Source organism: Vibrio sp. 10N.286.49.C3 (genome assembly GCF_041469545.1).
Classification (GTDB): Bacteria; Pseudomonadota; Gammaproteobacteria; order Enterobacterales; family Vibrionaceae; genus Vibrio; species Vibrio tasmaniensis_A.
Map to the genome: position 1 here is coordinate 18,231 of NZ_JBFRKT010000040.1, position 21,004 is coordinate 39,234.

General features: G+C 44.7%; 23 protein-coding genes. 16 read left to right on the top strand and 7 right to left on the bottom strand.

The features are described from left to right. Nucleotides 1-178: 178 nt before the first annotated feature. Nucleotides 179-775 (bottom strand): tRNA-uridine aminocarboxypropyltransferase, encoded by a 597-nt coding sequence (locus tag AB4180_RS16190; protein WP_102249645.1) that lies wholly within the window; start codon nt 773-775, stop codon nt 179-181. A 2-nt stretch (nt 776-777) separates the two neighbouring features. Beyond that, a complete protein-coding gene (locus AB4180_RS16195; RefSeq protein WP_102249644.1) occupies nt 778-2,322 on the bottom strand; it encodes a COG3650 family protein in 1,545 nt (514 codons plus the stop codon). A gap of 39 nt (nt 2,323-2,361) precedes the next feature. Between AB4180_RS16195 and AB4180_RS16200 the strand changes: the two genes are divergently transcribed. Then, nucleotides 2,362-2,829 (top strand): EVE domain-containing protein, encoded by a 468-nt coding sequence (locus AB4180_RS16200; protein ID WP_102249643.1) that lies wholly within the window; start codon nt 2,362-2,364, stop codon nt 2,827-2,829. 88 nt (nt 2,830-2,917) lie between these two features. On the opposite strand, the gene AB4180_RS16205 is transcribed toward AB4180_RS16200, so the two are convergent. Both AB4180_RS16205 and AB4180_RS16210 read right to left on the bottom strand, forming a co-directional pair. After that, nucleotides 2,918-3,745, bottom strand: coding sequence for a Cof-type HAD-IIB family hydrolase (locus AB4180_RS16205; RefSeq protein WP_017100567.1), 828 nt, complete (start codon nt 3,743-3,745; stop codon nt 2,918-2,920). A gap of 190 nt (nt 3,746-3,935) precedes the next feature. Beyond that, nucleotides 3,936-4,916 (bottom strand): alpha/beta fold hydrolase, encoded by a 981-nt coding sequence (locus tag AB4180_RS16210; protein ID WP_017100568.1) that lies wholly within the window; start codon nt 4,914-4,916, stop codon nt 3,936-3,938. A gap of 81 nt (nt 4,917-4,997) precedes the next feature. Here AB4180_RS16210 and rhtB point away from each other — a divergent pair, with 81 nt between their 5' ends. The 7 genes from rhtB (at nt 4,998) to AB4180_RS16245 (ending at nt 11,717) form a co-directional block, all read left to right on the top strand. Then, nucleotides 4,998-5,615: a homoserine/homoserine lactone efflux protein gene (gene rhtB / locus AB4180_RS16215; protein WP_009848221.1), complete on the top strand. Its 618-nt coding sequence runs from the start codon at nt 4,998-5,000 to the stop codon at nt 5,613-5,615. A 45-nt stretch (nt 5,616-5,660) separates the two neighbouring features. Then, nucleotides 5,661-6,881: an EAL and HDOD domain-containing protein gene (locus AB4180_RS16220; protein ID WP_009848222.1), complete on the top strand. Its 1,221-nt coding sequence runs from the start codon at nt 5,661-5,663 to the stop codon at nt 6,879-6,881. 98 nt (nt 6,882-6,979) lie between these two features. After that, on the top strand, nt 6,980-7,321 hold the full coding sequence (locus tag AB4180_RS16225; RefSeq protein ID WP_009848223.1) for a metalloregulator ArsR/SmtB family transcription factor: 342 nt from the start codon (nt 6,980-6,982) through the stop codon (nt 7,319-7,321). A gap of 101 nt (nt 7,322-7,422) precedes the next feature. After that, on the top strand, nt 7,423-8,424 hold the full coding sequence (locus AB4180_RS16230; RefSeq protein ID WP_102249642.1) for an ArsJ-associated glyceraldehyde-3-phosphate dehydrogenase: 1,002 nt from the start codon (nt 7,423-7,425) through the stop codon (nt 8,422-8,424). Nucleotides 8,425-8,597: 173 nt separating this feature from the next. Continuing rightward, complete coding sequence (locus AB4180_RS16235; RefSeq protein WP_198592257.1) at nt 8,598-9,107, top strand: cyclin-dependent kinase inhibitor 3 family protein; 510 nt, start codon at nt 8,598-8,600, stop codon at nt 9,105-9,107. 221 nt (nt 9,108-9,328) lie between these two features. Further along, nucleotides 9,329-10,549 (top strand): organoarsenical effux MFS transporter ArsJ, encoded by a 1,221-nt coding sequence (arsJ, locus tag AB4180_RS16240; RefSeq protein ID WP_102249641.1) that lies wholly within the window; start codon nt 9,329-9,331, stop codon nt 10,547-10,549. Between the two features lie 154 nt (nt 10,550-10,703). Next, the gene (locus AB4180_RS16245) at nt 10,704-11,717 is read left to right on the top strand and encodes an acyltransferase (protein WP_102249640.1); all 1,014 of its coding nucleotides are present in this window, start codon (nt 10,704-10,706) and stop codon (nt 11,715-11,717) included. Nucleotides 11,718-11,777: 60 nt separating this feature from the next. Here AB4180_RS16245 and AB4180_RS16250 read toward each other — a convergent pair whose 3' ends face one another. After that, nucleotides 11,778-12,107, bottom strand: coding sequence for a DUF2500 domain-containing protein (locus tag AB4180_RS16250; protein WP_009848228.1), 330 nt, complete (start codon nt 12,105-12,107; stop codon nt 11,778-11,780). 244 nt (nt 12,108-12,351) lie between these two features. On the opposite strand from AB4180_RS16250, the gene AB4180_RS16255 reads away from it, so the two are divergent. From AB4180_RS16255 to AB4180_RS16270, 4 genes are all read left to right on the top strand, one after another. Then, a complete protein-coding gene (locus AB4180_RS16255) occupies nt 12,352-12,726 on the top strand; it encodes a hypothetical protein (RefSeq protein ID WP_009848229.1) in 375 nt (124 codons plus the stop codon). Nucleotides 12,727-13,653: 927 nt separating this feature from the next. Beyond that, complete coding sequence (locus AB4180_RS16260; protein ID WP_029223157.1) at nt 13,654-14,274, top strand: lysoplasmalogenase; 621 nt, start codon at nt 13,654-13,656, stop codon at nt 14,272-14,274. Nucleotides 14,275-14,364: 90 nt separating this feature from the next. Continuing rightward, the gene (locus AB4180_RS16265) at nt 14,365-14,601 is read left to right on the top strand and encodes a YecH family metal-binding protein (protein WP_009848231.1); all 237 of its coding nucleotides are present in this window, start codon (nt 14,365-14,367) and stop codon (nt 14,599-14,601) included. Between the two features lie 212 nt (nt 14,602-14,813). After that, complete coding sequence (locus AB4180_RS16270; protein WP_009848232.1) at nt 14,814-15,398, top strand: YhgN family NAAT transporter; 585 nt, start codon at nt 14,814-14,816, stop codon at nt 15,396-15,398. A gap of 118 nt (nt 15,399-15,516) precedes the next feature. Here the strand turns inward: AB4180_RS16270 and AB4180_RS16275 are convergent, their stop codons facing one another. Beyond that, the gene (locus tag AB4180_RS16275; RefSeq protein ID WP_102249639.1) at nt 15,517-15,783 is read right to left on the bottom strand and encodes a DUF1145 domain-containing protein; all 267 of its coding nucleotides are present in this window, start codon (nt 15,781-15,783) and stop codon (nt 15,517-15,519) included. A gap of 10 nt (nt 15,784-15,793) precedes the next feature. After that, on the bottom strand, nt 15,794-16,396 hold the full coding sequence (gene rsmD, locus AB4180_RS16280) for a 16S rRNA (guanine(966)-N(2))-methyltransferase RsmD (RefSeq protein ID WP_017061036.1): 603 nt from the start codon (nt 16,394-16,396) through the stop codon (nt 15,794-15,796). A 230-nt stretch (nt 16,397-16,626) separates the two neighbouring features. Here rsmD and ftsY point away from each other — a divergent pair, with 230 nt between their 5' ends. From ftsY to rpoH, 4 genes are all read left to right on the top strand, one after another. Further along, nucleotides 16,627-17,895: a signal recognition particle-docking protein FtsY gene (gene ftsY, locus AB4180_RS16285; protein WP_012605029.1), complete on the top strand. Its 1,269-nt coding sequence runs from the start codon at nt 16,627-16,629 to the stop codon at nt 17,893-17,895. Between the two features lie 77 nt (nt 17,896-17,972). Beyond that, nucleotides 17,973-18,650, top strand: a complete 678-nt coding sequence (gene ftsE / locus AB4180_RS16290) for a cell division ATP-binding protein FtsE (protein WP_009848236.1) — start codon at nt 17,973-17,975, stop codon at nt 18,648-18,650. Beyond that, entirely contained in the window at nt 18,637-19,605 is a 969-nt protein-coding gene (gene ftsX, locus AB4180_RS16295; RefSeq protein ID WP_009848238.1) for a permease-like cell division protein FtsX, read from the top strand. The genes ftsE and ftsX overlap by 14 nt, the downstream gene beginning before the upstream one ends. Nucleotides 19,606-19,783: 178 nt before the next feature. Beyond that, nucleotides 19,784-20,641: an RNA polymerase sigma factor RpoH gene (gene rpoH / locus AB4180_RS16300; RefSeq protein WP_029223159.1), complete on the top strand. Its 858-nt coding sequence runs from the start codon at nt 19,784-19,786 to the stop codon at nt 20,639-20,641. Nucleotides 20,642-21,004 lie beyond the last annotated feature (363 nt).

Consider the following 21,004-nt stretch of genomic DNA (forward strand, 5'->3'; position numbering starts at 1 on the left):
GGGAGAGTAAAATCTCTTTTCAACGAACAGCTAGAGTGTGCGTTTCACGTGAAACACTAAATGGTTCAATAGATTAAAGTACGATGTAAAAAGGGTGAGCTCATGGTTCACCCTTTTTGTTTTCAGTATCTGTCCCGTTCTGAAATGTGTCTGTTGTCTTCCCGCGCTCTTGCTTGAACTATTTGAGAGCATGGCCACATTTGTCGGCGTGGAATACTTTTAGATACTGTTGGTAGTAGTCATCAATGAGCTTGGCAGGTTCGCTTTCACCTAAAGATTTGAGCAATTCAATGCCCACTTCGCAAGTACACAAATGGCCACTGTCTTGATTGCGGCGCAAGGTGTAAGAGGATTCGCTGGTGATGTCCAGATGAACTTGTGGGACGGTTTGTAACCACGAGCTCTTGTTAAGCATCTTCTTCGCTTCTTGCCATGTGCCATCCAATATGATGAATAGCGGTTTACGATTCTGGGCTTGGGTCATCACAGCTTGCTGACACTCGATGCTTTGATCACTTGGGAATAACAGAAACGGTTGTCGTGTTTCATCTTCAAGCAGTGCCATTAGCTCCGCTGGTGGTGTTTTCCTTTGCCATACCAAGGACTGACACTGCTCAAGAGATTGCTGAAGCAGCTTTCCGGTGTTGGTGTCTCGCGACAGCTCATTCTCATGAGTCAATAGTACAAGATCAGTTTGGCTTTCAACCGTCGGTATTAGATGACAAACGCACTGGTGAGTGAAGCCACAACCAGGGCAAGCTTGTTGATTACTCATGGTTATAGCTTAACTCCGCTTTGCGCTGGTGATATGCCATCAGCAAACAGAACCACGTCGCTGATATCAGCATCATTTGCAACTGGAGCGACACTTGGATTCAGTGGGTAGCTAACACCGGTGTAAGACAGTGTGTGCTTCGCAGGTGTTGCTCCACCGCCACTGACATTGAAGATCAGATCCTGCCAGCCGTGGTTTTGCGATTTACCTAAGCGTATGTCGCCCTTAACCAGTGTCACTCGGCTATTGAAGCGCCAGTTATCTTGATGGTTTTCGAAAATCAGCAGTGTACAGCCACCCGAGCCACACCAGTCCAGTTGAGCAAACAACTCTTCCTTGCCGTCACCGTTGAGGTCGTAGGTTAACCAGCGGTACTTGGTATCGTCAGGTGAGCTGTTGTTGATCTTAAAATACTCGCGGATCGCTTGGTCGACTTTTGGATCAAGTTGATCACTGGAGTTGACCTGCTTAGCGGTTAGATCAACGTTAGCGGGGGTGTTTGCTTGCGCTTGCGCACTCTTAGCTTCGAATAGCACCAGACCGCCATTGGCAATCGGATAGATCACGTTGCCCACTTTCTCTTTTTCAGCGATTAGCTTGCCATTATCGAGTGTGAAGATACGCTCGGAGATCAAATACTGTTGCTGGTGGCGAGTCATAACCACTTGTACCTGATTTTGGTTCAGTTGCTGCCAGAAGCCCTGCTCAACAATAGAAGGGTCTCCATTGCTGTATGAATAAGTCGTGATAGCACTGTGGTCATTGTTGAGTTCAAGGTTGATAGAGAACCCTGAGTTTTGCGTTGAGCTAGCGAAGTAGAGCCCGCTCCAGTCCAGTGTTGGATCTTGGTTAGAGACCGTTGCACAGCCATTATAGTTACTGTCATTGAGGTTAAGCTTGGCATGCCATCCATAGATAGAATCGCTCATGCCGTCGCTGCAACTCTCTTTTGTAAGGTTGAGTTTGCCTTGCGCTGCTTTACCTTCTAATTGGTAATCACGACTGCTTAGTGTGGTGCGGCTTGATTCAATATCGAGGATCTGTGGCTGTTCGCCCATCTTAGTGTATTTGAGCTGGTCCTTATCGAAGCTTGCTGACCAGAAAGGTTCATTGCCGAATACACGTGTTGAACGCAGTGGTTGGTCGCAGCGCTCTGGGTTCTCTGCGGTTAGGATGTTCACTTGGTCAACCACAAAACGGGCTGTGAAGTCTGCGTTATACCCCGTTTGGCTCGGCACGGTTAGGTGACCAATCAGCTCGCCATATAAGGCTTGGTAAGGTCTCGTTGAGAGCCCTTGTGCTTCTAGCGCTAACTCTGGAGATAAGTCTAACCAGTATTGTTGTTGGCTACCGCAAGGAGTGAAGGTTCGGCTTTCATGACCAACCACCACCTGACCACGCATTATGAAGGCTTGCGGTTGAATGCTCAGTGGCTCATCCAAGGTTGCTGGGGGCCGTTCCGGTTGTTGCGGCGTATCAGGTGCCGTAACACAGCCTTGTAGAGCGAACGCGACTAGCCATGTCACTGGGTTTTTCATTACCTTCATGTTATATCTTCCTCGGAGCAACCGTTAATTGGATTTATTATGGCATATTGGTTATTTAAAACAGAACCCGACACCTTCTCTATTCAGACTCTAAGAGTACAAAAAACCTCTTGTTGGGAGGGTGTACGCAACTATCAGGCTCGAAACATGATGCGTGATGACGTCAAGCTTGGAGACTTGGTGATGATATACCATTCATCATGTAAAAAAGTTGGCGTGGCGGGGATCGCGAAAGTAACCAGAGAAGCCTACCCAGACCACTTTCAGTTCGACCCAGAGAGTAATTACTACGACCCTAAGTCTTCGCCCGATAATCCGCGCTGGATAATGGTTGATGTTGAGTTTGTGCGAGTGACTGAACGCTTGATTCCTTTGGCAACACTTAAAGCCATGCCTGAACTGTCAGAAATGCCACTGGTTAAACGGGGCAACCGATTATCGATCATGCCGGTTACCGAACAAGAGTGGCAGGCAATATTAAGCAAAGAAATACAGGGTTCTCGATAGCGTTAGAGAGAGCTTTTTACGTAAGGTTCAAAAAAGGCAGCCAGTTGGCTGCCTTTTTATTTATTCAGATCTTTTCGACGAGACGAGATTAGAGCAGGTGCTTTTCTAGATAGTGAGCAACGGCGTCGTCTGCGTTGCTGCCAATCACTTCATTGTCTGGTAGAGCTTTCATCACTTTTTCATGTGATGTGCCCATGATTAGACCTTTACCCGCCATCGCCAGCATCTCTGCGTCATTCATGCCATCACCAAAGGCAACACAGTTATCCAGTGTTAGGTTCAATGATTTCGCAACAGCGTCTAAGGCGTGGCCTTTAGATACTTCAGCGGCCATCACTTCTAAACACCAAGGTGTTGAGAAGGCGATGTTCAGTTTGTCTCCAAACGCACCTTTTAGCTTTTGCTCAAACGTGACCAGATATTCGTGGTCTTGCTCTGGATGTGTGAAGAAGACTTTAGCAATGCCGTCGCTTGGGGCATTATCAGCTTCAAATCGCTTGTAGCTAAAGCCAGACTCACTATGGAACTTAGCGAGCATTTCGTCTTCACGGTCGAGTAGCCAATCTTCATTCTGGTACATATGAATAAAGATATTTGGATCTTGGCGAACAATATCAATAACCGGTTGAACTAATTTCTGAGGGACGTCCTGGCTATACATCAGTTGATCGTTCTGGTCGTGTACGCGAGCACCGTTTGACGTGATCATGTATGCCGGAATCCCTGCAATTTGACGAATCCCTGCTACGTCGACGTGATGGCGACCCGTAGCGAAGATAAAGGTGTAACCTTGCTCGTGTAACTTCTTAAGCGTTAGTTTGGTAAAGTCGCTTAGCTGATGGTTGGGAGCCAAAAGCGTACCATCTAAATCAGAAGCAACAATTTTCACGGAATCTTTAAGTGCAGGAATAGTCATTTAACCCTCATTGCAAAATGCTTAGCAAATATCAATACTAGCCAACGCTAGCATCGTTTTAACCACAATATCTCTAGGTGGAAATTGTATGCCAATTTCATGCAAGAAAAGAGGGCAAAGCTCACTTACTTCTCTTCCTCTTTAGCGCTTATCTTCTTGGTCGGTTACTCAGCTTATTAGCTTATTCGATCTAGGTAAAAAACTGATTGATAGCATCCAGTGTGTGATTACGGTATTCATCTTGCTCAAACAGCACCTCATGCTTAGAACCCTCAATCACCTTAAACTGGCAATCAGAGTTGGTTTTTTTCAGCTTATTGATGAACTTCACTTGAGCATCGTTACTCACAATCTTCTCTTCCCCTGCCTGAATCAATAGCAGTGGGATCTTGATTTGACGAGTTTGTTGTATTGCCTGCTTGGCTGCCATTAACCCTTGCCATACCCAGCGAGTACTTGGTCCGCCAACCTGCAAAGAAGGGGAACCGTCATATAAGCAACGGAACCACTGATAGCGCACCTTACTGTGGCTTAATAAGTTATTTTCGAAGGGCTTAGAGTAATACGCCTGTTGCCCGGGGGCATAAGTCGGCTTGGCATAGAAAGCGGTGAGAGCTTGCCCAACAAGCATTGCGATAGGCTTGAAGTACCATTCAGTATTGATCCCAAACATCGGAGCGCACAGAGTGACTTTGTCAAACGGGTGGTTGGGATGAGTTTGCAAGTAGCGAGTGGCGATTGTACTGCCCATCGAATGTGCGAGCAGGTAGCGATTGGAATACTTGCTAAGATCAAAACTGGCAATAATGTCAGACATATCTGATACGTAATCATCAAACTCGTGAATGTGACCAATGTCAGAGTCTGTTACCATACGTTCCGACTGACCTTGACCTTGGTGGTCAAATGAATAAACGTCATAACCTTGCTGATAGAAATCATAAAAGAGCTCTTGGTATTTTAAGCAGCACTCGATGCGACCATTTGAAATAACAATAGCTTTGGTGTGTGTCGGAGAAGTTAAGCTACACCAGTACAACCTTTTTTTACCAGATGATGTAACATAACCATCCTTTCGTTGTTGCCAAAGGGTGGAGATCGGGTGTTTAATCGCTTGCTCGAACTCAGGTTCTTGCGTGTATGAAAACAGGGTGGCACTGTGGTTTTCCATGGGAAATTACCTGAACTGATGCATGTGAGAGCGTCATCGCTACTAATGTTGTTAGATTAAAGAACTAGTAAGGAAATGCAAATGGATACTCATGTTTGGCTTGCTTATGTCGTCACGGCGATTTTGTTTAGTTTGGCACCGGGCTCAGGTACCGTTAACTCAATCAGCAATGGGCTCAGCTATGGCACCAAGAAGTCACTTGCGTCGATCGTTGGCTTACAGCTCGGTCTTGCATTTCATATTATGCTGGTGGGAGCGGGTATTGGTGCACTAGTGGCAAAATCCGCCTTGGCATTTACCATCATCAAATGGGTGGGCGTGGTTTATCTTCTATGGTTAGGCATTCAAAAGTGGCGTGATAAGTCTAGCTTGGTGGCTTCAGAAGAAAAATCAACGCTATCGAGTGGCAAGCTGCTCAGAAATGCAGTGCTTATCAATTTGACTAACCCAAAATCTATCGTGTTCTTAGTTGCTCTGTTTCCGCAATTTATCGATCCGACACAACCGCAAGCACCGCAGTTGTTGGTGCTTGGAGTGACCACTGTATTTATTGATAGCGTGGTTATGTTGGGTTACACCTCATTAGCTTCACAAATGGGACGTTTTATTCGCTCAGATCGCATAATGGGTAAGATAAATAAAATATTTGGTGGTATGTTCATGGGTTGCGGCGCTTTGCTGGCTGCTGCCAAAGCTTAATGAAAGTAATAGAGTTATAGTTAAATCAATTAGAGTTATCAATAAATGACCGCTACGTACGTTGCTCGACAACCTATCTTAAACCGTAACAAGAACACGCTTGGTTATGAGCTGCTGTTTCGTGACGGTGATAGGAATGCCTACCCCGCGCATATTGAGTCTAATCGAGCAACGTATCGCCTGATCGTTGAAAACTTCTTGTCCGTTGGGCTTAACCCTTCGATCCCATCTTCACGCTGCTTCATTAATTTTCCGTATCAAAGCTTGATTCGTCGTCTTCCAATGAGCTTACCGAAAGATAAGGTCGTAGTTGAGATTCTTGAAACCTGCCAACCGACAGATGAGCTATTAGAGGTAATCAAAGAGCTTTATCAAGCAGGGTATATGATTGCCCTAGATGACTTTACTTCGACACCTGAGTGGGAACGTTTCCTTCAATATACGCATATTGTTAAGCTTGATATCATGCAGATGGGGTTGGATGCGGCGTGTGAGTTAGTCAAAAAGCACGAAGGGAAGAAATATAGTTTTCTTGCTGAGCGGGTTGAAACGGAACAAGAGTTCCAACAAGCGAAAGAAGCAGGGTTTAAGTTTTTCCAAGGCTATTTCTTTAGTAAGCCCGAAATCATAAAGACTAAGTATATTAGCCCAGAGCAAGTGATAGCGATGGAGCTATTCCAAGAGGTCTGTAAGCCGGATGTCGACTTCCAACGTGTTGAAAGCATCGTCGCGAAAGATATTGCCTTATCCTATAAGCTTCTGCGCTTTGTGAACACTATGTCACCCCGCCTTGAGGTCACCATCTCTTCATTTCGTCAGGCCTTGGTTTATTTAGGGCAAGAGAAATTGAAAATGTTTGTCTCGCTAGCAGTAGCGTCTTATGTCTCTGATAAAAAGCCCAAAGAGCTGTATGGCCTGTCTTTGCAGCGTGCGCAGTTTTGCCAACGGATGTCTCGTTACCAAGTATTTAAAGGGCATACTGAACAAGCCTTTATGATTGGTTTGTTCTCATTGCTTGATGCGTTGCTCGATCTGTCGTTAGAGAACTTAATTGAACAATTACCGTTATGCACAAGTATTAAGGTCGCCTTGCTGCGCAGAGAAGGTCCATATGGCGCATTATTAGCGCTTGAAGAAAGTTTCGAACATGCTGATTGGCAAAAGATTGATGATCACTGTGCTGATCTAGGTTTGAACGTGGAACAAGTGAAAACAGAACTCACTGAAGCTCGACGTTGGAGCCATATTGTTACCAACAAACTCTGATATTTTTCGTTAAACTTTTATGACAATGAAAACGCACGCCTTGACGTGCGTTTTTTTATAACTAATATATATGCATATCCATATATGAGTATGTAGTTATGCTTCCTCACCAATTTTTTAAATTACTGTCTGATGAAACGCGAGTGCGTTGCTTAATGTTGATTGTGCGCCAAGAGTGCCTATCTGTTGGTGAGTTGACTCAGGCATTACAAGAAAGTCAGCCAAAGATTTCCCGCCATCTTGCGCAGTTGCGTTCAAACGGAATTTTAACTGACGTTCGCCAAGGGCAGTGGGTGTTCTACCGTCTGTCACAAGATTTACCGGGTTGGATGCTAAAGTTAATTGATGACCTTATAGCATCGAACTGTTTGAAAACTGAATACCAACAGGATATTGAGCGCCTAGAAGCCATGACTTCACGCCCTCAATGTTGCGTTTAAATACATTTAAATTTATTGCCAAAATCGTTGAGATTGCAGCTAGGCATAGTCAACAACACTGCGACTTCAAATATGAAGGCAATTAACTGAGAGAAAAGAGTATGACAGTCAAAGTAGGTATTAATGGTTTTGGCCGTATCGGCCGTCTAGCACTTCGCGCAGCATTCGACTGGGCTGAGCTAGAGTTTGTTCAAATTAACGATGTAGCAGGCGATACAGCAACACTGGCGCACCTTCTTGAGTTCGATTCGGTTCAAGGTCGCTGGAACCACGAAGTCACGGTTGAAGGCGATGAGATGATCATCAACGGCCAACGCATTAGAACTACGCAAGAGCGCGATATCGATGCGATCGATTGGTCTGGTTGCGATGTTGTCCTTGAAGCGACCGGTGTTCACCGTAAGGCATCTTTCCTAAACAAATACCTTGAGCAAGGTGTGAAGCGTGTTGTTGTATCGGCGCCAGTGAAAGAAGAAGGCATTGCAAACATCGTTGTCGGTGTGAATGACGCTATCTTCGATCCAGCGGTACATAAGATTGTGACTGCGGCATCTTGTACGACTAACTGTCTTGCGCCTGTTGTGAAGGTGATTAACGAGAAGTTAGGCATCGAGAACGCAGCCTTTACCACTATTCACGATCTCACCAATACGCAAACTATTCTTGATGCGCCCCATAAAGACTTACGCCGTGCACGTGCATGTGGCATGAGTCTTATCCCGACAACAACGGGCAGTGCAAAAGCGATTGTTGAGATTTTCCCGGAGCTTGAAAATCGTATTAATGGCCACGCGGTTCGTGTACCACTAGCGAACGCTTCTCTGACCGACATCATCTTCGAAGTGAAGCAAGACACCACAGCTGAAGAAGTCAACGCGATGCTGAAAGAAGCGTCTGAGAATGAACTGAAAGGCATTCTTGGCTTTGAAGAGCGTCCCCTGGTTTCTATCGATTACAAAGGCGACCAACGCTCAACGATCGTAGATGCGCTATCAACCATGCTAGTCGGTAAGCGCATGGTTAAGATCTACGCTTGGTACGACAACGAGATGGGTTACGCAACACGTACTGCTGAGCTAGTACGTACAGTTGGCCTAGCTTAATACTCTTCATACTTGAAGCTGCAAGCGTTGTTAACTGCGTAAGTTCACCGGAGCGCCGGCCGCCCTAATCACATAGACCCCCTATGCTCATAGGGCTGAACTTACTGGTTGCCTAGCTGCAACTCCAATTATTTTGAGTATCGGTCTATATACAAAAGAATTTTAAGAGATTAATGACGATGACGAATTCTCAAGCACACCCAACATGGCAGCTAGATTTAAAAACAGGTGCGTTAGTGCTTACTCCGTGCCCAGGCACTAAAGGCACTGACCTCGATGCATCTCTAGCGCAACTTAAAGCGCAAGGCGTGGAAGCGATTGTGACGGCGCTAGATAGTGAAGAACTGTCGAGCAAGAACGTTTCAAAGTTAGGCGAGAAAGCGCAAGCACTAGGCATGCAATGGTTCCAAATAGAAATTGAAGACGATTGTGCACCGGGTACCGATTTTGCTGCGAAGTGGCGGGCGACTAGTCCAGTTTTACACCAAATCGTGGATAACGGCGGCAAGGTAGCAATGCACTGCATGGGCGGTTCTGGCCGTACGGGTTTGCTGGCTGCACACCTGTTGTTAGAGAAGAGCTGGGACATGAACAAGATTGTTCAAGAGGTGCAGGCACTGCGTCCGGGCGCATTCACTAAAGCCATTCAGGTTGAATACATTAATGGCGTAGCTTCTGCGTAGCTCTTCATACTTGAACCAGCAGCGTTGTTAACTACACAAGTTCACCGGATCGCCGGCCGCCCTAATCACATAGAACACCTATGCTCATAGGGCTGAACTTGCTTGTTGCCTAGCTGCCACTCCAATTATTTTGAGTATAAGTTAAGTGGAAAGTAAGAATTAGAGCTTTTGGACACCTATGATCTAAAAGCTCTTTTTGTTTAGATTGCAGAGATAGCGTTATGTTTTCAAATCTAAGTAAGAGCGTTCGCCAATACATGCTGGTGACCTTCAATTACTGGAACTTCACCATTACTGATGGTGCACTTCGTATGCTGGTGGTCTTGTATTTCTATGACCTTGGCTACAGTTCGTTAGAGATCGCCTCACTGTTCCTTTTTTATGAATTCTTTGGTGTGGTGACGAACCTAATTGGTGGTTGGTTAGGGGCGCGTCTTGGCCTCAATAAGACCATGAACATCGGGTTAGGGATGCAAGTTATTGCATTGGGTATGCTCGCGGTACCAACGGCAATGCTGACTATTCCTTGGGTAATGGCGGCGCAAGCCTTGTCTGGTATCGCTAAAGACCTCAATAAGATGAGTGCCAAGAGTTCGATTAAGACTCTGGTTCCTGATGAACAACAGGGCGCGCTTTATAAGTGGATTGCGATTCTGACCGGATCTAAGAATGCGCTTAAAGGGGCTGGCTTCTTTATTGGTGGTTTGCTGCTTTCAACGATTGGCTTCCAATACGCTGTGCTTGCGATGGCAGCCGTGTTGGCATTGGTCTTCGTTGGCAGTGTGTTGAGCTTAGAAGCGGACATGGGTAAAGCGAAAACTAAACCTAAGTTCAAACAGATCTTCTCTAAGTCTGAATCCATCAACATCCTATCTGCAGCGCGTATGTTCCTGTTTGGTGCTCGTGATGTGTGGTTTGTGATTGCTTTGCCGATTTATCTAGGCAGTGTGTTTGGTTGGGACCACTCATGGGTGGGTGGTTTCTTAGCAGCTTGGACCATTGCATACGGCTTTGTGCAGGGTATTGCGCCTAAGATTACCGGTAAAGCGCAAGGCAAGGTGCCTGATGGTCATGCCGCGCTGTTGTGGGCGGGTGCATTGGCTATTGTGACTGCCGGTATTGCTTATGCGGTGCAAATTGGCTGGCAACCAGAGCTAGTTATCATCGGTGGATTGATGGTATTTGGTGCCATCTTTGCGGTGAATTCATCGCTTCACTCATACCTGATTGTGAGTTATGCGAAAGGCGATGGGGTGTCTCTTGATGTCGGTTTCTACTACATGGCAAACGCGATGGGTCGCTTGATTGGCACGATATTGTCGGGCTTGGTATTCCAAATGGCCGGTTTGTCTGCGTGTCTGTGGGTATCCTTCGCATTCTTAGCGATAACGACGGTGATCTCTCTGCGTTTACCTAAAGTGCCGCAAATCTCAGCTGCATAAGCTTCAGCCGCATGAGCTTAAGTCGGATAACCTAGAGTCGAATAAGTTAAATTCGCGATAAGTATCTTCTTTAACACTAAGCTGACTTGGTATTTATTCCGGTCAGCTTTTTTATTGCTATAGTTGAATGATTGAATATTAATCAGGCATTTACATGAAGCAGCGAGTTCTCTTTTTTGATTTAGCACGATGTGTCGCGGCCATAGCTGTTATCGCGATTCATGTTTTGGCGCCTTATCGTAATGAATTAAGCACCATTCCTTTCGGTGAGTGGCTGACTGCCATTACGGTGAATGGTTTCAGCCGCTGGGCAGTGCCTGTGTTCATCTTGATTTCTGGTGCATTGATGCTGAGTGATCAGCGCCCGTTTGACGCCAAATACTACCTCAAGCGCCGTCTGGGTAAGGTACTGATCCCATTCATTGTTTGGTCGCTTTTCTATACCTACCTATCAGGTTGGTCGCTAATGGGTTTTGATGCGGACGTCAGTTGGGAGGTTTTGCTCAATAGTTATCATCACTACACGTACTATCACCTTGGTTTCTTCTATTACTTCATCCCACTCTACTTTGTGATTCCTTTTTTACAGATCATGGTCAGAAAGTACGGTGATAGATCTGTCTATGCCTTTACGGCGGTATGGTTGTTCACAACGTTATTGTTCTTATTGAAAATCGATGGCCCTTGGAGTCACGAGTTGTGGTTGTACACCGGGTACTTACCGTTGGGTTACCTGCTGTATAAGATGGTTCCACTTAACAAGATGACTGTCGGCGTGAGTGTGTTACTTGGTGGATTAGCGTTACTGACCACGGTTTATATGGTGGTTGATGCAAGTTTGGTCGCAGAAGAATACACGGTAGGGCGTTGGTTATCTTACAAGACGTTGAACACCGTATTAGCGGCGAGCATGGTGTTCATGGTGTGCCGTTACTATGGTGAAGGCTTGTCTGAGAAGAGCAATCAAGTGGTTGGTTTTATCAGTAAACACAGCTTAGGTATTTATCTGCTGCACCCGATTTTCTTATGGCCAATGAAAGAGTTCGGTTGGTACCAAGGACACCCTGCTTGGGTTATTCCATTATGGATCGTGATCAGCGGAGCTGGCGCGTTATGGATGAGCTGGTTGGTCTCTAAGTCAGAGAAAACACGTTGGTTATTGCCTTAGCGGTGGGTGCTAAGGCTTTCTGATGGATTGCTTAGAAGATACAGTTGAAGTACCTAATGTTTAGCGCTTCAATGCAAAGTGTAAAAACTTATCGCCTTGGTAGGTTAAGGTACCTTTGTCGCCAGGGTTCAGGGCGTGGAAGTAGTGGATTCCGACTTGGAACTCTCGTTTTGGACCAACCACACCACGTTGAACGTAAATCCAATACTCTTGATCTTCTTGGCCAGGTTCTGCATCAGGAAGGTCGATGGATTGTTTGTCCAACACAGTGACGTTCACTTTCTTTTCTGGCGCATTTTCACCTTGTGAGTGCTTTCGATAGAAACCAAGAAATACCCAAGCCGCTAGACCGGCGAGTGCAAAGATGGCAAAAAAGAGTGAATTAGGCATGTAACCTCCATGTAGTCGTGATGGTTATTCTAATCTTTCAAGCAATAGGGATATGTGTTTCAAGCCGTTATTCGTGAACTGTTGTAAGCCAAGCTGATTATTTTTCGGCAGATATCACATTTAGAGGCCAGTTTGGGATAAAGCATTGTTATTTATTGTCTCTTTCTCTCGTAAATAACAGTGATTTTGTATAAGAATAGGGAAATGCTCGACTAGAATTATAGTGTGGAGTGGGAGGGCTAATATGACCGATATTGAAAAAGTGGTGACAAGAACTCGTAATATAGAGAAATTATTGAGGCTTCAATATCATGCTGAAGGCGAAGGATTGCATGAGCTTGTGTCAAGCTGTGAAGAAAGGCTACCGCACGATACGGTGAGTAAGCTGCGTTATATCGCAACGTGTCGTAATAAGGTAGTCAATGAGCATGAGGCTAAGTTGGAAGACCAGCATAAGTTCATCATGATGTGTAACGACTGTGAGAAGGAGTTGACTCCACGTAGTGGTCGTTTTATTTGGCGAGTTGCAATCTTACTGATGATGGCAATGACTTTAGCTGCTGCTGGTTTCTATTATGCGAACTGGGATGTGTTAACACTGCATCTGTTTTCGAAATGAAAAAATTGAACAAAAAAAGGGACGCTAATGGCGTCCCTTTTTTTATCTGTAACTTGCTTAGTACATCATCGGTAGTGTCATTAGACCTACAACTACCGCGATCATTACAAGTCCTTGTCTTTGCGAAGATGAAATCATAACACTACTCCTAAATTTGGTTGTCTCTCGCTATGTTTTAAAGAATAGCACTACTTATGGCTTTAGATCAAGAATTACTTTCGAAGCCTTTAAAAGTGATAGAAAACTATTGGGTTTTCTATCACTTTTGCTATGTTTTACTGTGTGTTTTGGGGAGCTCTTATTTTGTTCGTTATGATTTTTTTTTGTTCTCATTTGTTTTAAGTTGTTGTTTTGTAATGGTCATTTTGTGTAATTTATATTGTTAAAGGTTGTTAAACTGTATTAATGGGGCTTGGTGGTGTCTAGGTTTGTTTAATTAAGCTTTATAGGTTTTAGGTTTGATTTTTGTGATGGTTTTTTGACAGGAAGCTTAGCTAAACCTGACAAAGTGGTTTTTATAAAGGTAATTTACGCACTTTGTAAGTCTAGGTTTGTATAGTGTTGGAAAGTTCTATATAAGTCTGCTTTTGATTTTAAGTGTTTGTTTTTAATGTATTTATGTATTTTATTTTGAACTTTTAGTTATGTGGTATTTGCAATATATAGCGACATATTGTGGCGTTGGTAGGATAGAAGTGATTGGAATTTAAGTTTGGGTTCTCTAGCGTCAATTTATATGAGTTTTCCGAACAATGAGTCTATTTTAAAAGGAATAATCACTATCGCTGCGGGTATTGTGACGACTTCAATCTAAAGATGCTCTTTTTAGTGGAAGCGTAATCAAGATCCAATTTTGAAGGGCTGAGGCTTTACATCAACACCCGTGTGCCTAGACTGGCGACGATTAAAAGCAATAGGGCAAATGATATGTGGAGTTGGTTGGCGGTTTCCTTGTCTGGTATTGGAGCAATAACAGGAACGAAACATGGGCATATCGGTCAGGCTTTATTGTATAAGGTCTTTACCTTTGTATTATTGGCGACTATTGCTCTAACTCAATCTGTTGTCGTTGATTTTACCTATTGGGTAGTCGCTGGGTTAGCGATATCCGCGATCGCAGATGTGCTTCATACTGTTACTCAAAAACGTCTTCTGCATTTTGTGTGTTTCCTGTTGGCTCAACTTTGTTACAGCAAAGCATTTTGGTTACAGCTATCAGGAGAAATGGTCTGGTGGTTGTTCGCGCTGCTGTTAGCTGCATGTATCGTTGCTTTCTTCCTATTACTCCCTCGCTTAGACAAACTCGTTTTTCCAGTGGTTATCATGGGTATTGTGCTCATTCAGCTTGCTTGGGCCTCTGGTGAAGTCTGGTTACTTGAGCCTCAGCTATCACATGCTGTTGGTTTTGTTGGTTGCTGCGTGCTGCTGCTTTCCGCATTGGCGTACGCCCTAAATTTCTATCGCAGCCCAATCAAGGGCGCTTACTTTTGGGTAACGGGCAGTTATTTTCTTGCACACGCTCTCATCGTTGCTTCCCTCACCATTTAGGGTAGAGCTAGCTTAACTCTGAGCTACATCAAGGCAGCTCAGATGAAAGTAGGTACTCTACGTCTACTTCATTAAACATGAGATAGAGTTATGACTACCGAAATTCATGCACACAACGTTTTAAATCTACTGAGTGAAAAGCCGCTGACTCGTGAAGAGTTGACGCAAGAGCTTGCTCAAACCTATGGCGCTGAAGCTCGCTTTCATACGTGTAAGCTGAACGGTCTGGATTTGGATGGCCTACTGAAGTTTTTCCTGAAAATGGAAAAGGTCGTGATCATTGATGACAAGCTTTGCACTAATCGCGAACGTGTTTGTAATCACTGATCTTGAATGACCATCAGTTCTTGTCGCCGGTGAACAGTGAACTGTGATTAGCGAGTGGATGCGATATTCTCGGCTCCACTCCGACCATTTCTCCCTCGTTTGGCTCTCATAAATACCCTTTCAATAACGTAAATTCCTAAGTTTGTTACTGTGTTCGAAAATCAATCTTGAGGCTGCTATACTCCGCGCACTTACGATTTCGAGACAAACTTATGGAAATTTTATCTGCAGCGACCATGCTGTTTCTTATTATGGATCCGCTTGGCAACTTACCAATCGTGCTTTCTATCCTTAAGCATATTGATCCGAAGCGTCGCCGTATTGTTCTTGTTCGTGAACTAATGTTTGCGCTGATTATCCTGCTGCTGTTCTTGTTTGCTGGTCAAAGCATCATGAACTTCCTGCATGTGCAGCCTGAAACCTTGAGTATCTCTGGCGGTATTATTCTTTTTATCATCGCGATTAAGATGATTTTCCCAAGTGCGGGTAGTATTACTGGCCTCGCGGCGGGTGAAGAACCGTTTATTGTGCCGATGGCGATTCCTATGATTGCTGGCCCTTCAGTGATTGCGGCATTGATTCTGTTGTCGACCCAGCACCCTGACAATATGTTAGAGCTTTCAGGCGCGGTGATGCTGGCTTGGGGTGCGACCTTCTTTATTCTGATGTTTAATGGCTTCTTCCTGCGAGTGTTGGGTGAGAGAGGCCTTAAAGCCATCGAACGCTTGATGGGCTTGTTGTTGGTTATGCTGTCGACGCAAATGTTCCTAGATGGCGTAAAGGGCTACATGGGCTAACATCAGTATCATCGCTGAATAAAAAAAACGCCGCTCAAATGAGCGGCGCTTTTGTATCAATTGTTTCTGTCATGATGTTTTCTGTCGCTAAGCGTTTTATATCTAAGCTTAAGCTTTATTACATCATGTGTTTGCGTCGGATATCGAGTAGGGCAAAGACACCGAAAATCAATATTGACCACTTCTCCCAACGTGACATTTCGATCTTATCGCCAAAAGCACCGATGAAAATCATCATCTGCAGGCCGTGCATGAAGAATAAGAATGCTGTCATGATATAAAGCGCAATCGCAGCATTACCCGGGAATGGGTAGAAAATATTGGCGATTAAGATAAACCAAACAAAGGCGATGGCTGCTTTTGCTAGTGGAAGCAAGAACTTCATTCAATAACTCCTATTCTTCAGTGATTCGATTGAACAGTCGGTAGCTCGACTGGCCCGTGGTCTTATCGCGATGTAATTCCCAGTTTTCTGGCATAGCTTCGAGTTTTAGCTCTTTCTCTGTCTCGACGTAAATGATGGCGTTGTCTGCAAGCCAACCGTTGCTCTCAAGCAGTTGTACTGTTTCTGCGAGTAAGCCTTTACGAAATGGAGGATCGAGAAAGACCATATCGTAAGGAGTACCTGGCTTCTTAAGAAAAGAGATAGCATCAGTGTTGACTACATTGATGTTGTCTGCTTTGAGCTCTTTCGCGTTATCAGAAAGCTGTTTGGCCGCTTTTTGATTCATTTCGAGCAGTGTCACCATTTTTGCTTGGCGAGAAGCGGCTTCAAAACCTAGACCACCAGAACCGGCGAATACATCCAAGCAGGTCGAATGTGGGATATCTTGTGCCACCCAGTTAAAGAGTGTTTCTTTGACTCGGTCAATGGTTGGGCGTAATCCTTCTAAATCATGAACAGGCAGCTTTCTACCTCTCCATGAGCCACTAATAATTCGAACAAAGCCTCCGGATGGCTTTTTTTGTGATGTGTTTTGCTGGCGACGTCTTACCATAGATTTTTTGACCGCTAATAAAGTGATACTATACCGAGCCCAATTTAAGTGGGTTCGAGTATTAAATAAATTTACAATGACAAAGTGTATCAAGCTAAAAGCAAACTTATCACTGCTTTGTCATTTTTCTTTACTATTCGTTTGTACAAGCTTGTATTGTATAACAATAGCAAAGAGTCGACGTGTATTAAGTCAATACAGCTAATTAGTAGATCTAGGAAACTCCTCTGATGACGGAAAAAAAGAAGCGCGGATTATTATCGTGGCTTGGTTTTGGTGAAGAAGAACAAAGCCCAAAAACTCAGAATGAAGCGAACGTAGAAAACGTTGAAGATCAAACTGAAGTTGAATCACAAGTTGAGGCTGAACAGGTCGCACCTGAAGTTGAAGACGCTAAATCAACGGAACCTAAGTCTGTTGAATCTGAACTTGCGGAGTCAGAGCAAACGCTTGAAGAGGCTCAACAAGATCAGCAGCCTGTCGCAGCAGAAGCAGAAGCAGAAGCAGAAGCAGAAGCAGAACAGGAAGAAGTGATTGCTTCTCAATCTAAGGTTGAAGAAGTTCAAGAGAAGCCGACAGAAAGCTTCTTTGCACGACTTAAGCGTAGCCTAAGCCGTACTAAAGCAAACATTGGTGCGGGCTTCTTTGGTTTGTTCAAAGGCAAGCAAATCGATGAAGACCTGTTTGAAGAATTAGAAGAGCAACTTCTGATCGCCGACGTGGGTATGAATACCACCGTGAAGATCATTGAAAACCTAACAGAAAAAGCATCCCGTAATGACCTAAAAGACGGTGAAGCGCTTTATGGTCTGCTTAAAGAAGAGATGTCAGAAATCTTGAGCCAAGTGGAACAGCCACTGGTTGTTGATACCACTAAAACACCTTATGTTATCTTAATGGTGGGTGTGAATGGCGTGGGCAAAACAACCACTATCGGTAAGCTGGCGAAACAATTCCAAAGTGAAGGCAAGAAAGTGATGCTGGCGGCGGGTGATACCTTCCGTGCGGCAGCGGTTGAACAACTTCAAGTTTGGGGGCAGCGTAATGATGTTCCGGTTATCGCTCAGCACACTGGTGCCGATAGCGCGTCTGTTATCTACGATGCGATTGAAGCGGCGAAAGCGCGTGGTGTTGATGTTGTGATTGCAGATACTGCAGGCCGTTTGCAGAACAAGAGCAACTTGATGGAAGAGCTACGCAAGATTGTTCGTGTAATGAAGAAGATCGATGATTCTGCACCGCACGAAATCATGTTAACGCTAGATGCAGGTACCGGTCAGAATGCGATTAGCCAAGCGAAGTTGTTTAGTGACGTGGCACCAGTAACGGGTATTACGCTAACTAAGCTAGATGGTACAGCGAAAGGTGGCGTAATTTTCTCAATTGCTGACCAGTTCCAGATTCCAATCCGTTACATTGGCGTGGGTGAAGGCATTGACGACCTGCGTCCATTTGAGTCGAAAGACTTTATTGAAGCACTATTTAGCCGCGAAGAGTAACGCGTGTAGCAAAGTGGTTTATCCTTAACCTGCTACCGTTTTAAATTTGATATGAGTGATCGTAAGAGGAATTTTCGGTGATCAAATTTCAGCAAGTGAGCAAAGCCTACCGAGGCGGACGACAAGCGCTCCAAAAAGTGGACTTTCATCTCAAACGAGGAGAGATGGCATTTTTAGGCGGGCACTCTGGTGCTGGTAAAAGTACCTTGCTGAAGTTGATCTGCGCGATAGAGCGTCCAACTGACGGACGTGTTTGGTTTAACGATCACGATATTACTCGTATCCCAGCCAAAGACATTCCCTTTTTACGCCGTAACATCGGGATTGTCTTTCAAGATCACCGCCTACTTATGGATCGCTCGATCTTCGATAACGTCGCTCTGCCTATGCGTATTGAATCTATTTCTGAAAACGAAATTAAACGTCGAGTCAGCGCCGCGTTGGACAAAACCGGTTTATTAGATAAAGCCCGTTGTTTGCCAAGCCAGCTCTCTGGAGGTGAACAACAACGGGTCGGTATTGCTCGCGCTGTGGTTAACCGTCCAACTCTGCTTTTAGCGGATGAACCAACTGGTAATCTAGATCCTGAACTATCGAGTCGTGTATTACGCTTGTTTGAAGAGTTCAACCGTGCGGGTGTCACGATCATGCTAGCGACGCACGATATCGGGTTAGTGAACACTCGCCCTCAATATCGTCATCTGGAATTAAACCAAGGCTTTTTGAGTGAGGTTGAAGATTATGGCCGCGAATAAGCGCATTAAGAAACCTCAATCCAATCGAGCAGTAAACCGGGCTTCAAGCGACGGTTTCTTTGTTGTTCATTGGAAACAAGCCAAGTCATCGTTCTCGCAAATGTGGCAGCGTCCGTTGGGTAACTTGCTGACGCTTGCGGTGATTTCAATGGCTTTAGCTATGCCCGCTTGTTTGTACCTACTCGGCAAGAACGTTGGTGAAGTGGCGCAAGATGTCACCAGCCCGTCACAAATTAGTGCCTATGTAGAGGATGGTATCCCTGAGCCGAGAGTCATGGTGCTTAAGGATGAAATCGAAAGTTGGGACCAAGTCGATCTGGTTGAGTACATTTCTCCGCAGCAAGGTCTTGAAGATCTTAGCCAGTATTCTGGTTTTGAGGACGCCCTAACTATCCTAGATGATTATTCATTGCCAGGTGTTTTGGTGATTACGCCAAGCGTACACAGCGACACGTTAATTAAAGAACTGGCAGGTAAGGTTAAGAAGCAAAAGTTAGTCACCGATGTTCGTTTAGATGAAGACTGGTTAGCTCGACTGGATGCTATCAAAGCACTTGCAGCTGTCATCGTGATTACCTTAACTGTGCTGATGCTGGGCGCAGTATTTCTGATTATCGGCAACACATTACGATTTAATGTGTTGGCGCATAAAGAAGAGATTCAAACCATGAAGCTGATTGGTGCTACCGACAGCTACATTCTTCGACCATACCTCTATGCTGGAATGTGGTTTGGTGTTTTAGGTTCGATTAGCGCGTGGGTAATGACGGCATTGATTACCGTATTACTGAACAGTGCAGTGGATGACTTGGCTCAGCTGTACGATAGCCACTTCCGCTTAATTGGCCTGAGTTGGGATGAATCTTTACTGCTTTTGATCGTCGGAACCTTGCTTGGTAGTGTAGCTGCGAAGCTTTCTGCACAGCGTCATCTAAAAGAAATTGAACCAGTTTAGGTGAATAGAGTCATATTTATACGAAAAATAGGCAGTTCTTAACCAGTTTTTGCCTTGTATAGACGAATTGATTATGCATAATTACTTCCCCCCTCCTTGAAACCTGTTCATTTTAGGTTCAAGATTGTCGGGTTTTAATAGATGTATTACTCCAGATCAGAGATTGATGAGGAACCGAATGGCAAACCAAGCGTATCAAATGGCTTTAGTCACACAAGATAGTTTAGATAGCTATATCCGCTCAGCGAACAGTTACCCAATGCTGACGCCTGACGAGGAACGTGGACTTGCAGAGCGATTACATTACAAAGGTGAGATCGACGCTGCGAAAGGCTTGATCCTTTCACACCTACGATTCGTGGTGCACGTTGCAAGAGGCTACTCTGGCTACGGGCTGCCAATGGCTGATCTTGTCCAAGAAGGTAACATCGGCTTGATGAAGGCTGTTAAGCGCTTTAATCCAGAAGTTGGTGTCCGTCTAGTCTCTTTTGCTGTTCACTGGATCAAAGCTGAGATTCATGAATACGTATTGCGTAACTGGCGTATCGTTAAGATCGCAACGACTAAAGCGCAGCGTAAATTGTTCTTTAACCTTCGTAAGTCTAAAAAGCGTTTAGGTTGGTTTAATAACGGTGAAGTTGAGACGGTTGCTCGAGAACTGGGTGTTGAGCCTTCGGAAGTTCGTGAGATGGAATCTCGCTTAGCAGCACAAGATGCGACGTTTGAAGCGCCTATGGATGATGACGATGGCGGTTCTGCTTATACTGCTCCAGTTTACTACTTAGAAGACAAAGCATCAGACGTGGCTGAAACGGTTGAAGCGGCTAACTGGGAATCTCATACTAATAATCGTTTGGGGCTTGCATTGAAGAGCTTAGACGAACGCAGCCAGCACATTGTTCGCTCACGTTGGTTAGACGACAATAAGGCAACACTGCAAGACTTAGCGGATACCTACAGTATCTCTGCTGAGCGTGTTCGCCAGTTAGAAAAGAATGCGATGAAGAAGTTGAAACAAGCCGTTGGTGATTTCTAATAGCATCTAGTTTCTATTAGCTTTTACCTTCTAATAGTAGAGCTAGCAAATAGCTGAATTTTGAAAAGGCCGAGATCGAGAGATCTCGGCCTTTTTGTTTTGGATCGATTTCTCAACTTTTGCGATCGAAATTTGCAAAATTATTTTGTGGATAACTCTGTGAGGAATTTATTCGTCAGCTGTCTAAAAGCAGGGTGTAGTAAGGCTTTGGCGGGGTTTTTCGAGTGGGGATATGTTTCAGTTAACCCACAGTTAGATCAGGATCATTACTACATGTTGTGGATCTATTTTTAAAAAGGCACTTTATTCACGCAATTCACAGATTTATCCACAAATGGTGTAAAAGTGATCGCTGGTGGATAA

Bases quoted from the DNA above. Each gene is read 5' to 3' on its own strand.
- AB4180_RS16235 (WP_198592257.1), top strand. From the start codon at position 8,598: ATGACGATGACGAATTCTCAAGCACACCCAACATGGCAGCTAGATTTA.
- AB4180_RS16190 (WP_102249645.1), bottom strand. From the start codon at position 775: ATGAGTAATCAACAAGCTTGCCCTGGTTGTGGCTTCACTCACCAGTGC.
- AB4180_RS16255 (WP_009848229.1), top strand. From the start codon at position 12,352: ATGACCGATATTGAAAAAGTGGTGACAAGAACTCGTAATATAGAGAAA.
- AB4180_RS16200 (WP_102249643.1), top strand. From the start codon at position 2,362: ATGGCATATTGGTTATTTAAAACAGAACCCGACACCTTCTCTATTCAG.
- rsmD (WP_017061036.1), bottom strand. From the start codon at position 16,396: ATGGTAAGACGTCGCCAGCAAAACACATCACAAAAAAAGCCATCCGGA.
- AB4180_RS16270 (WP_009848232.1), top strand. From the start codon at position 14,814: ATGGAAATTTTATCTGCAGCGACCATGCTGTTTCTTATTATGGATCCG.
- AB4180_RS16265 (WP_009848231.1), top strand. From the start codon at position 14,365: ATGACTACCGAAATTCATGCACACAACGTTTTAAATCTACTGAGTGAA.
- AB4180_RS16210 (WP_017100568.1), bottom strand. From the start codon at position 4,916: ATGGAAAACCACAGTGCCACCCTGTTTTCATACACGCAAGAACCTGAG.
- ftsX (WP_009848238.1), top strand. From the start codon at position 18,637: ATGGCCGCGAATAAGCGCATTAAGAAACCTCAATCCAATCGAGCAGTA.
- AB4180_RS16250 (WP_009848228.1), bottom strand. From the start codon at position 12,107: ATGCCTAATTCACTCTTTTTTGCCATCTTTGCACTCGCCGGTCTAGCG.
- rpoH (WP_029223159.1), top strand. From the start codon at position 19,784: ATGGCAAACCAAGCGTATCAAATGGCTTTAGTCACACAAGATAGTTTA.
- AB4180_RS16245 (WP_102249640.1), top strand. From the start codon at position 10,704: ATGAAGCAGCGAGTTCTCTTTTTTGATTTAGCACGATGTGTCGCGGCC.
- AB4180_RS16260 (WP_029223157.1), top strand. From the start codon at position 13,654: ATGTGGAGTTGGTTGGCGGTTTCCTTGTCTGGTATTGGAGCAATAACA.
- rhtB (WP_009848221.1), top strand. From the start codon at position 4,998: ATGGATACTCATGTTTGGCTTGCTTATGTCGTCACGGCGATTTTGTTT.
- AB4180_RS16225 (WP_009848223.1), top strand. From the start codon at position 6,980: ATGCTTCCTCACCAATTTTTTAAATTACTGTCTGATGAAACGCGAGTG.
- AB4180_RS16220 (WP_009848222.1), top strand. From the start codon at position 5,661: ATGACCGCTACGTACGTTGCTCGACAACCTATCTTAAACCGTAACAAG.
- AB4180_RS16230 (WP_102249642.1), top strand. From the start codon at position 7,423: ATGACAGTCAAAGTAGGTATTAATGGTTTTGGCCGTATCGGCCGTCTA.
- AB4180_RS16205 (WP_017100567.1), bottom strand. From the start codon at position 3,745: ATGACTATTCCTGCACTTAAAGATTCCGTGAAAATTGTTGCTTCTGAT.
- ftsY (WP_012605029.1), top strand. From the start codon at position 16,627: ATGACGGAAAAAAAGAAGCGCGGATTATTATCGTGGCTTGGTTTTGGT.
- AB4180_RS16275 (WP_102249639.1), bottom strand. From the start codon at position 15,783: ATGAAGTTCTTGCTTCCACTAGCAAAAGCAGCCATCGCCTTTGTTTGG.
- arsJ (WP_102249641.1), top strand. From the start codon at position 9,329: ATGTTTTCAAATCTAAGTAAGAGCGTTCGCCAATACATGCTGGTGACC.
- AB4180_RS16195 (WP_102249644.1), bottom strand. From the start codon at position 2,322: ATGAAGGTAATGAAAAACCCAGTGACATGGCTAGTCGCGTTCGCTCTA.